Source organism: Phytohabitans kaempferiae, from assembly GCF_042433955.1.
Classification (GTDB): domain Bacteria; phylum Actinomycetota; class Actinomycetes; order Mycobacteriales; family Micromonosporaceae; genus Phytohabitans; species Phytohabitans kaempferiae.
Genome location: NZ_JBHLUH010000092.1, coordinates 1 through 9,661, shown reverse-complemented (window position 1 = coordinate 9,661; position 9,661 = coordinate 1). Strand labels below are relative to the sequence as shown.

The window sequence follows — 9,661 nt, the reverse complement described above, 5'->3', positions numbered from 1 at the left end:
TACTGGCACTTCGATGTGGAGCAGGAAGGCGACCCAAGCCATTGGTGAAATCACAACACCTGCCGATGAGCCCCTACGCCGTACGCATCGACGTCGGCAACGAGAAGCCCAGCCGCGTCTGCGCCTAACGTAAATCGGCGTAGTCCCAACCGTCGCCGGCCGCGATCGGGCGCGCGCACTCCACAGCGAACAGGCGGATTCAATGCCGTCCGCCGGCGACGTTGCCGCCACCACGGGCAAGGTCGGCATGAACATCGAACTGGGCTTCCACAACTGGGCAGCGTAGCCGAGCCGGCGCGCACTACCGACACACCCATCGGTATCCGGATCTGCCGCGATCCGGTGCACCGGAGTCCAGGCGATTCGCTCCTGGGTGGGGCCGATCTCGTGACTCACGGTCACGGCAACGCGGAAGCGCAATCTCTAGATGGGTCCGGCTATGGCATCCGGCCGAACCGATTTTGTCCGTCGCCGTCGGTGGATGGGGACCGAATCGGCCAACATGACTGAGAATCCTTGACGACTCGGTCTCGCCGTAGCTGTCGAAGCGCAGCTCACGGGCACGCGGGAGTGACATGATCCTTGGGACATCGAAGCGCAGCCCCGCATGCGCATGCCGAAAGTCGGGGTCCGGAGCGTCGGAATCTTCTCAAGCTACATGTCGAATGGCAGCTTGGCGCCATGATCATTCGACACGATTGTTGAGACCGGACAGAGGTTGGCGGGTTATCAGGCAGTCGACAGGCTTTTCGACGGATTCTCGTGCAGCGCGGCGACTGTGGTCCGATATGTACGCCTATGGAGAATGCTTCCCGCGGCGCCCGCGGCGCCCTCAACGGCGGTCCCTGGCAGCGGCCGGCGGGGGTTTCGGCGGCGGCCCCGTCGGCGGTCGGCCGTCAGCGCCGGGCGAGGTCCGGCAGGTGCCGTTCGGTGAGCTCGACGATCGCCGGATGGCAGTACTCCCAGTCTTGCCACACCGACCGCGCCCACTCGTGGGCCAGCCGGACGTGCTCGTCGGGGTTGTCGGCGAGCGCCACGTCGAAGACGGTCACCTCGCCGGTGCGGGCCGGCCGGGTCAGCTCTGGCCAGCGCAGGTCGAGCGCGGCCAGGCGCTGGTGGGCGTCGCGGACCTCGTAGCCGGGCACGCCCCGCTCGATCGCGAGAAACAGGCCCAGCAGCGAGAACACCGTGGTGATCGGGGCGACGCCCGGCCCGGCATGCTGGGCGCCGTAGGCGTCGATGCTCAGCTGCTGCACCGCGGCGGCCCGGCCGGCCTGGCTCATCGTGGCGCCGACGAGCTCGGTGTAGAGCTGCCAGCACTCCGGCGAGTTCTGCAGCCGCCCGTCGGACGCCCAGTTGACGCTCGGCAGCTGGAGGCCGCAGCCCGGGCAGGTGGCCCAATCCGTCCCGACCTCACGCACGGCGTCCATGCTGGCACACGCCGTGGCCAGCGGCAACGCCGCCCGGCCGGGTCCGAGAGCGCGGGGCGTTGGCCCGCCGGCGGGACAACGCCCGCCGGATCGACCGCGAGATCGGCCGCCGATCGCCTTCGCAAGGAAAAGCGTCTCAGGTAGCCTGGCGATTCTCACTGGGTCAGTGGTGTCCGGACAGGCCTGATGGCTCCACTTTTCCGGATCTGCCGATGACAGTGCGTCCGATCTTGATGTGGGCTGGATGCTGCTGCCATTCGTTCAGCGTCTAGCTGGCGTCGCCGCTTTCGACCTGGTACAGGCTTGTCTCACGTATCCGACGTTTCTCCTGTACGACTTCCTCTACGAATGCCGTCAGTACCTGCAGCGGCAGGCTGCAGTCGGCGAGCAGCACTTCGGCCTCATCAGCGCGGTCCTCGGCAAACAGGACCGTGACGAGAGCCGGACCCAACTCACCGTCAACCTGCTCGGCCAGTTCGAGCGCCGGACCGTCGTGCCGTATCGCATCGTGGTAGGCCATGACTTTGAACCGCCGACCACGGTGCTCGAGAAGGACCGTCACCGGGGGATGGTCGCACGACGACGTCCGGTTCGGCACACTGCAATCACAGAGATCGACTCCCAAGGACGTCCGCTCATGCCGCTGATCGGTCGTCGCTGCTTGGTCGGGGCGGGTCATTCGATCCACCACCAGCCGTCGCCGAGTTCATAGGCGGGGGCGCCCATGTCGCCGGCGGCGGTGGCGATGAACGTGCGAGGGGACGGGGCTTTCGGAAAGTAGCCGAAGCCGACTGCGGTCTCGGCACGCCAGTCCTGCCAGACGGGCAGGTAGAGCACGCATTGCCCGCCGTGGGGGTCGCCGTCGACGAACGAGTGCCGCGGGTGGGCCTTTCCATCGATGGACAGCCACCGCATCTGTCGAGGCATCTGAACTGTCTCGGCCGCGACTTCGCAGTGGTGGGCGGCGGCCAGCGCGGCTAGGTCGCTGCGGTAGCGGTGGAACTGGTCGCTCGGGTTCGACTCGATCGTGCCGACGGTCCGCAGGCCGGCGCAGGCGAGTACGGCTATGAAGGCCATGAGCGCGGTCAGCGCCCAGTGTCGGGTGATCGCCAAGGCAGCCGCGGCCAGGCACGGCGTTCCGATCACGTACAGCCAGGCGGTCCATGTCGTTGCCCAGGTGATCGGTGAGACGACTCCGAACAACGGCACGGCCAACAAGTAGGCGCCGGCCACGGCTGTCCAGCCCGGGATCTGCACCGCGACAGTTAGGAGCGTGACCCAACGTTGACGTCGGCTCCAGATCAGTGGCTGCGGCACGATGGATCACAACCGGGCACAAACCGCATCGACTGGCTCCGCCACGCGTCGTGAAGTGGCGGGTGTCGCTATCCAATGTCCCTAACCACAGGACCAGATGCACAGATCTGCCGCGATCCGGGCGGTGTTGACCGGGCCAGGTTTATCAGGGTGCTTGAAGGAACGTGGGGGTCAGAGAAGCCGATCGCGCGCATCCCTTCGTGGGAGAAGACGACGATGATCTCGTTGCCGGGGATGAGGACGCCTGCCATGTCTGGCCATTGGGGGATGCCGGCGACGAACCACACCGCTCCGGCGGTGAAGTTCAGGCGCAGTGCGACGGGCAGCTCGACGGCGTACGCCGACCTGGCGATGCTGCCGTCCGCCAGCCGGCTCGGTCCGATCTCGAGCCGTTCCCAGTGACAGGCGGTGTCGTGGATCGGCGTTGCGAGGTACGGGGCCCAGCGGCTTGTGCCCTCAGCGTCCGGACCGACACGTTCCGGGCCGGCTTCGCCAAGGACGAGATGATCTTCGATCGGCTCGTAAAAACACCTCGACGCCATGTGGATGAAACGTGCTGGTCCACCTCACCGTTGCGGGGCCTCGGTCGGTGCCGAGCTGAACTCCCATGACGGCGTGATGCCAGTCGCCGTAGTCCCATGGCGACGGCTCGTTGCTGAAGTTGTGGATATCCCAGTACGGGCGGGTGATCCCGGCGGTAGCGACCAGCAGATACGCCAGGACCGCGCCCACGACGACCAAGAGCACACCGACGGCGACCATGCCCCAACGGCGGCGTCGCGGTAGCCGACCGATCAACGCGGGGGCCGGGGCGGGCGGGCTCGGGCTGGGCCGCAGGACGGGCCTGCTGACCACCGGCGACGTCATCGCTTCACCACCTGGATCTCACCAATTTGGACAGACGTCTGCGATTGGCTGGTCGGGGTCAGCACACCGCTCTGCCCGCCGCCCGTCCACGTGACCCGCCAATGCGTCGTCGCAGTGACGGTGTACCGGCCGTTCGGGTTGGCTGCGGTGATACTGGGCCGCGGGTACTTGTAGCCGCACGCAGTGGACTCAGCAAGGCCGTACACCGCCTTGTACGGCTGGCCCGGGTTGGTACAGGTCACCGAGTTCCCGTCGCCCATCTGCCAGACGATCATGCGGGCCTTCGCCTCGATCGACACCGTGATGGCGCCGGCAGACTCGCTAGCCCGCTGGGGCCCCCACGTACCGGGCGTAACGTCGGTCCACAGCCACACCGGCAGACCCACCGCACCCTTGCCGCTGGGGTTAGGCGCGACCCCAATCTGCGCGCCACGCAACCGCAGCTTCGCGAGCGCTCGCTGCGCCAGTTCCTCCGGGGTGGGGCTATCGCGCCGTCGTCCATCCACTCGTAGACCTGGGTCACCTCGCCAGAGCCCGGCGCGGTGTAGCAGGACCGCACGCCCCAGGTGCCCTTGGCCGGGTCCTTGCCTGGCGGCGGCTCGGCGTCCTTCGGCTGCGGGACGAGGGCCTTCCAGTAGCAGCCGTTGCCGACGTAGTAGCCGTAATCCTGATCAGAGCATGGAATTGATTTCCCATCCCACGTACAGGCGCCGCCCCCGCGGCCACCGTTATCGGGGTCACCGGGATCGCCCGGGTCGGTGTCTTCGATTTGGCACAGCGGGTCCGTTGTCTTGTCGCATTCAGCCGGTGGAGCGGCGCGGCCAGCCTCAGGCGTTACGAGGATCAGCCCAGCCGCCAGGATCATCGCGGCGCAGACCCGCCGGTGGGTCAGCACGAGTGGCTCCCCTCCTTCGTCGCGTTGACCAGCCACTGACCGGTCTCGTACTGCCACACCGTGACCACGGCCGGGGCGTTGGTCTTGCTGATCGAGAAGCCAGGGATCGGCGACTGGTTCGACTTGTAGACCACCTTCATGTCGCTGAAGTCCAAGCAGGAGTAGAGGGTGATGGTCGGCGGCTTAGCGGACAGGTCGACCTCATTGCGAACAACGCTGGCCTTCTGCGCACCGACCTGCACAGCGCCGATGTCCTTGAGCTTGCGGATGTTGCGTCGAGTCTGGCTCAACAGCGGATCGGCGACGTAACGAGCCAGATTGAGATCGTCCGGGTCCGCCGCCTGCGAGGCCAATGCATAGGTCTGGATGTAGCCGTTGTATGCGGCCACGGCTTGCTGCTCAGCGGCGGCACCGGGGTCCGAATTGGAAGCCGGCGCGGTCGGCTTTGCGGTCTGACTCGGCGTAGCGACCGGTAGTGTATCCTCCCTCGTACAGCCAGCGATCGCGAAAGCCGCCGCCAGGGCGAGAACTCCCACTGCGGTCCGCCTGCGCGTCCTGCACGAGATCATCGGAGCCTCCGGAGCGGGACGGCGAAGTCGGCGCACCAGTGAACGTGCCCAGCCCAGGCATGCGTCTGCTGGCCTGATCGGTGACGTCACAAGTCGTGTGTACTCGCGTACCTCCGGTAACGACAACCGCACGTGCCTCAATACACGTGCATCAATGCACGCATCTCCATGCAGCGATTCCCGGATAAAGGTCGCAATTTGGGCGGACGAACTGTCGCTTTTACGACAGTGTTATCAATGATTAACGTCGATATAGTCCCACGACATTCTTTGGTCGCGTGGAAGGCGGAACCGCGATGAGCGACCGCGACGGCGTACGGCCCCCAACGCTCGACCTGATCGCCGAACCCGGAGTGGTCGAGATTCTCCTCGCCCTACACAGCAGCGGGGGCGTCGCCACCCTGGCCCAACTGCGAGCCCACGGCATCGCTCAGCAGACCAGCCAGCTACGTCGCCTGGTCGGATCCGGACACCTTCAGCGCCACGGCGCAGGGTCCCTCGACCTGGAGCCCGACGACCAGACCACTTTCACACTTACCCCGATCGGCGAGGGCGTCGTACGTACCCTCTACCGCATCTGCCAATGGGGCGATGAGCTGCGTGCCCAACGTGCCCCAGGCCATCCGTGGTGTCCTCGCTGTAGTCCGCCTCAAGTGGTCCGTCGAGATCCTTGTATCCCTCGGTGACGGCCCGCAGCGCTACACCGACCTCCAGGTCACCCTCACCGTCTCCAGCGGGCAACCCGTCTACAACCGATCGCTGACCGACTCCCTGCGGCTGCTCGAAGCCAAGGGCCTCATCGAGCACCCACCGGCCCACGTCGACGCGTCCGCGTACCAGTTCACACAAGCAGGACGAGAACTGCGCGAACTCCTCGATGACCTCCGCGGCTGGGGCGAGCGCCACCGCACCGACCTCGGCCTGTAGCACCTGCGACGGCAGGCCACAAGCGGCAGCGTCCGCACAATCTCCATTCGGCGCGGGATCTTGTAGAGCTTCCAGGCGGCCTGACGATACTCGACCGAGCTATGGCGAACCCGCGCTGATCGGATTTGGCGGACCTGTCGTCATAACCCAAAGGTGGATGATGCTGGACGAACGGGGCGCGGGTCCTGCTCCTGCTGGACGAGGCCGGCTTAGGAGGAAAGACACGCACATGGCCAGCGGCCGCGGGTTGCCCCGTACCCTTAGCCTCGGGCAGGATTAGTCGGTGCACAGAGGGAGCGGACGAGGCCGTCTGCCATTCACAGTTGCGGCCTTAGGTGCGCTATGTGTTGCTGCTGTCTTCTTGGGCTCTTGCGCCGCAGAGGTCAGCCCTACCGCCAGGGATGGTGTGTCGAGCATGCCGGTAGATCCAACGCCCGGTCCTTCTTCCTCAGCGGGTCAGCCCGCAGGCCGATCGAGACCTCCGTGTGCGTTGATCAGCCCGCAGGAGTTAAGTGACCTGGTGGGGATGCCGGTGCCCACGTCGGTCGGCGACCGGCCGATGGAATGCATCTTTTTCTTCTCCCCGTTGGGCCAGCCGCCAGCGCAGACGGTGAGCATCCGCCTGGTGAAGGGCAGTGGGCTTCCAGGCTTTCCACCGCTCGACGGGCTGGGATACGAGGCGCAGTGGCACGGGCCGGGTCGTTCGCTACGCGTGCAACTGCCGGGCGCTCCCTGAGTATCAGCGTCAATGTTGACCAAGACATGCCGGAGAGCGAAAGTCTCGAACTCGCCAAAAAAATCTTCCGAACCGTAGAACCGCGCGCCATTCAACGCTGAGCATTGGCAGCCTACTACGGCAGCCGCACTTCGTGATCTGATCATGTTGCGCTTTGTGTTGACGGTGTCGGTCGCTGAGGTGCCGTGGTCGGGACTGGTGGCTGAGCGGGCGTGGTGGGGGCCGGCGGCGGTGGGGTTTTCGGTCGGTGTTGGATGGGGCGTGGCTGTGTTGGAGCCCGTCGTGTTGGCTCAGGCTGTTGTTCGCCTCGTCGTGAAAGGCGCTGCTGAAGATGACTGATGATGCGCTGTTGGCCCAGGTGCGGTTGATGCGGGAGCGTGGCAGTTCGCCCAAGCAGATTGCCAAGGCGCTGGGCTTGCGCCCGGCTGCTGTTGCCCCGCTGGTGCGTCAGGTCGCGGCGCTGCAGCAGTCGCACGACGATCCGGCCGATCGGGTCCTGCTTGGATGCTGGATCAGCCCTGGTTGGAGCGCCGGGTTGGGGCTGGACGAGGCGCCGGCGGCGTGGGCGGCGCTGGACCCGGTTAAGGCTGGCGAGCCCGCGACGGGCGGCTTGGCGAACGTCCTGATCGTTCGTCAGGAACGGGCCAGTCGGGTAACGGTCTGTGGGTTCCTGGTGGACGTGTACTGCCTGGGCGTCAAGAACGCGGTGGGGCCGGTGCCGATGGGCTCGGGCGCGGTGGAGGAGTTCAGCCGGGAGTACTTCAGCGCCTTTGACGGCCTGCCGGTGGCTGTCCCGCTCGAGCTTGCCCAGGCCGTGGTGCACGGTGCGGTGGCGTATGCCCGGGGGTTGGGTTTCGAGCCTCATTCAGATTTCGATGCCGTGGTGCCCTATCTCGGTAGGCCGGCCGGCCCCAGCCCGATCCGTTTCGGGCGTGACGGTAAGCCGTTCTACGTTTCTGGGCCGTATGACAAGCCACGGGCGGTGGTTGAGACGTTGGAGGCCACGGTCGGCGCGGGGAACTACCACTACATGGTGCATGTGTAGGTAGGTGCGGCCAGAGCTGATCGTGGATGTCGAGCCAGCCGCGAGCAGAGCCTGGGCGGGCGTGTCGGCTTGTCCGCAACGGCGGCCGTCCCGTAGTTCTGCGTGATTGTGGATCAAACTGAATACGAGACGGCCGCCGCGTGCATGGTAGCCGCCGGTGAGCTGGCCCAGCAGTACCGGCAGGAGCTGCTGGGACGTGTCGGCGCGGTGTTCGCCCGGCGGGAGCCGCGGTTGCAGGCCGGCAAGTATGTGCGGGCGTTGGCCTCGGACCTGCCGCGTAAGAACGGGTGGCAGATCGCCGAGTGGGTCGGTGATGCCAGCCCGGACAAGACCCAGCGGTTGCTCAATCATGCGGTGTGGGACGAGAGGGCCGCGTTGGGGGTGGTGGCCGAGTTCGTCGCCGAGCATTTGGGTGCCGGTGATGACCTGCTGGCTGTGGCGGTGCTCGATGAGTCCGGGCAGCAGAACCAGGGCACGTAATGACGAACTCGACATTAGACACCTTATGACGACGCTGCGGTTATGCCGCGCCCGGTGCGGATGGCTGTGCGGCTGCGCATGTTTGGGTTCGGGACGCGGCATAACCAACGGCGGGACTCAGAGTTGGTCGAGGAACGCGAGTAGAGCGTCGTCGGCCTGGTAGCGGGCGGAGTCGGTGTTCGGCGGTGCGGTCCGGGCGATGGCTTGTTCCTTGAGCGCCATGTCCGCGTGCAGATAGATACGGGTCGTGGTAGGGCTTTCGTGGACAGGGTGGGCTGCGCGGCGAGGTCCGGAGTCAGGTGTTGTGAATCCGGCCTTTTCCGCGCAGCCTCCCTCCGAACCCAGCGGGCGCCGTTAAGCGCACTAGGCTCTCCAGCGATTACGCCGCGTGCGTGACAGGGGTTGCGTGGATGGCCTCGTGGCAGGGTTGGCAGACCACGAGGGTCTTTCGGCGTTTCCTGGTCATGAGGGCCGCCCACGCGGGTTGGTTTGGTCCTGGTGTTCCGAGCCGGGCGAGTTTGGCGATCTGGTGGACAGCCACCGTGGCGTCTTGCTCGCACAGTTCGCACCTGCGGGTGCGGAGCCGGTGGATCAGCTCCTTGCGGGGTGTGGGCACCGGGACTGGAACGGGGTCGATGATGAACCCGTTCTCGTTGCGTTGTAACGGAATCCCGCCGAACCGTGCTACCAGGTCCTTCTTGCCGGTGCGGGGTATCCGGGCTTCAAAGCACGTGCGCGGTCCGTGTGGTGTCTCGACCGTGGCCTTGTAGCGGGCCGCTGTCTTGGTCACCGTGGACTTGTGCTTGGCCGCCAGGGTCTTGAGCATCGACGTCTCGGCATTCCAGCGCAGCGCGTGGAGGCGCCAGGCGTCGCCGGCGAGAAGGTAGTAGTTGACCACGCCCCGGTATTCAGCCGCCTAGACCCGGACGATGTCGTAGTCGCTCAGGTTGATCAGCGCGGGCCGACACCAGGGTTTGCCCCGGCGCCGGTAGGGGGCGCACTTGGATCGGACCACGGTCAGCGGCACCCGCAGCGCGATCGTTCCGTTGAGCATGCGACGCCCTCCGGTGATCTTGCTGTTGTCGTGCCGGACGGTGATCTCGTAGCCGAGGAACCGCGCTGCCTCGGTGCGGGCGTGCGTGATCAGGGTCTTTTCAGCGGACAGTTCCAGCGCGAGTTCGTCGCGTAGGAATGCCGCTAGCTGATCCTTGATGGCCTCGGCTTCGGCCTTTGGTCCGGTGTAACTGGTCAGGTTATTGGCTTGCGGGTGTATCCATGGGCGTCGCTCGGCGAGGCTGATGAGGATGTGGAGCTGTTGCATGCCGTGTTTGGCTGCGATGGACAGGTAGCTGCGTATCGCGCAGAACTGTTGCGCGCCAGCGAGCGTGCGTAGGC

At 66.0% G+C, this 9,661-nt stretch carries 14 protein-coding genes; 6 read left to right on the top strand and 8 right to left on the bottom strand.

Annotated elements, in window-relative coordinates; translation table 11 throughout:
• Positions 1-896: 896 nt before the first annotated feature.
• The 6 genes from ACFFIA_RS40605 to ACFFIA_RS40580 form a co-directional block, all read right to left on the bottom strand.
• Entirely contained in the window at positions 897-1,421 is a 525-nt protein-coding gene (locus tag ACFFIA_RS40605) for a DUF5946 family protein (RefSeq protein ID WP_377262131.1), read from the bottom strand.
• A gap of 277 nt (positions 1,422-1,698) precedes the next feature.
• On the bottom strand, positions 1,699-1,992 hold the full coding sequence (locus ACFFIA_RS40600; RefSeq protein WP_377262128.1) for a hypothetical protein: 294 nt from the start codon (positions 1,990-1,992) through the stop codon (positions 1,699-1,701).
• Positions 1,993-2,105: 113 nt separating this feature from the next.
• Positions 2,106-2,747: a hypothetical protein gene (locus ACFFIA_RS40595; protein WP_377262125.1), complete on the bottom strand. Its 642-nt coding sequence runs from the start codon at positions 2,745-2,747 to the stop codon at positions 2,106-2,108.
• Positions 2,748-2,815: 68 nt separating this feature from the next.
• On the bottom strand, positions 2,816-3,289 hold the full coding sequence (locus ACFFIA_RS40590) for a hypothetical protein (RefSeq protein WP_377262122.1): 474 nt from the start codon (positions 3,287-3,289) through the stop codon (positions 2,816-2,818).
• A gap of 321 nt (positions 3,290-3,610) precedes the next feature.
• The gene (locus tag ACFFIA_RS40585; protein ID WP_377262119.1) at positions 3,611-4,120 is read right to left on the bottom strand and encodes a hypothetical protein; all 510 of its coding nucleotides are present in this window, start codon (positions 4,118-4,120) and stop codon (positions 3,611-3,613) included.
• A 382-nt stretch (positions 4,121-4,502) separates the two neighbouring features.
• Positions 4,503-4,898, bottom strand: coding sequence for a hypothetical protein (locus ACFFIA_RS40580; protein WP_377262116.1), 396 nt, complete (start codon positions 4,896-4,898; stop codon positions 4,503-4,505).
• Positions 4,899-5,374: 476 nt separating this feature from the next.
• On the opposite strand from ACFFIA_RS40580, the gene ACFFIA_RS40575 reads away from it, so the two are divergent.
• The 6 genes from ACFFIA_RS40575 to ACFFIA_RS40550 all read left to right on the top strand — a co-directional run bounded on the left by ACFFIA_RS40575 (position 5,375) and on the right by ACFFIA_RS40550 (position 8,266).
• A complete protein-coding gene (locus ACFFIA_RS40575) occupies positions 5,375-5,764 on the top strand; it encodes a type IV toxin-antitoxin system AbiEi family antitoxin domain-containing protein (RefSeq protein WP_377262133.1) in 390 nt (129 codons plus the stop codon).
• Positions 5,679-6,005, top strand: coding sequence for a winged helix-turn-helix transcriptional regulator (locus ACFFIA_RS40570; protein ID WP_377262113.1), 327 nt, complete (start codon positions 5,679-5,681; stop codon positions 6,003-6,005). Before ACFFIA_RS40575 ends, ACFFIA_RS40570 begins: the two co-directional genes overlap by 86 nt.
• A gap of 526 nt (positions 6,006-6,531) precedes the next feature.
• On the top strand, positions 6,532-6,741 hold the full coding sequence (locus tag ACFFIA_RS40565) for a hypothetical protein (RefSeq protein WP_377262111.1): 210 nt from the start codon (positions 6,532-6,534) through the stop codon (positions 6,739-6,741).
• 144 nt (positions 6,742-6,885) lie between these two features.
• Positions 6,886-7,080 (top strand): hypothetical protein, encoded by a 195-nt coding sequence (locus tag ACFFIA_RS40560; RefSeq protein WP_377262109.1) that lies wholly within the window; start codon positions 6,886-6,888, stop codon positions 7,078-7,080.
• Complete coding sequence (locus tag ACFFIA_RS40555; RefSeq protein WP_377262107.1) at positions 7,073-7,786, top strand: hypothetical protein; 714 nt, start codon at positions 7,073-7,075, stop codon at positions 7,784-7,786. Before ACFFIA_RS40560 ends, ACFFIA_RS40555 begins: the two co-directional genes overlap by 8 nt.
• Before the next feature lie 102 nt (positions 7,787-7,888).
• A complete protein-coding gene (locus tag ACFFIA_RS40550) occupies positions 7,889-8,266 on the top strand; it encodes a hypothetical protein (RefSeq protein ID WP_377262105.1) in 378 nt (125 codons plus the stop codon).
• Positions 8,267-8,645: 379 nt separating this feature from the next.
• Here ACFFIA_RS40550 and ACFFIA_RS40545 read toward each other — a convergent pair whose 3' ends face one another.
• A complete protein-coding gene (locus tag ACFFIA_RS40545) occupies positions 8,646-9,164 on the bottom strand; it encodes an HNH endonuclease (protein ID WP_377262103.1) in 519 nt (172 codons plus the stop codon).
• Between the two features lie 18 nt (positions 9,165-9,182).
• The coding region (locus ACFFIA_RS40540; RefSeq protein ID WP_446686998.1) for a hypothetical protein at positions 9,183-9,661 on the bottom strand (479 nt) is incomplete at its 5' end.

Excerpts from the sequence above, each read along its gene's own strand:
- ACFFIA_RS40590 (WP_377262122.1), bottom strand. The coding sequence starts at position 3,289 with ATGGCGTCGAGGTGTTTTTACGAGCCGATCGAAGATCATCTCGTCCTT.
- ACFFIA_RS40575 (WP_377262133.1), top strand. The coding sequence starts at position 5,375 with ATGAGCGACCGCGACGGCGTACGGCCCCCAACGCTCGACCTGATCGCC.
- ACFFIA_RS40565 (WP_377262111.1), top strand. The coding sequence starts at position 6,532 with ATGCCGGTGCCCACGTCGGTCGGCGACCGGCCGATGGAATGCATCTTT.
- ACFFIA_RS40560 (WP_377262109.1), top strand. The coding sequence starts at position 6,886 with ATGTTGCGCTTTGTGTTGACGGTGTCGGTCGCTGAGGTGCCGTGGTCG.
- ACFFIA_RS40555 (WP_377262107.1), top strand. The coding sequence starts at position 7,073 with ATGACTGATGATGCGCTGTTGGCCCAGGTGCGGTTGATGCGGGAGCGT.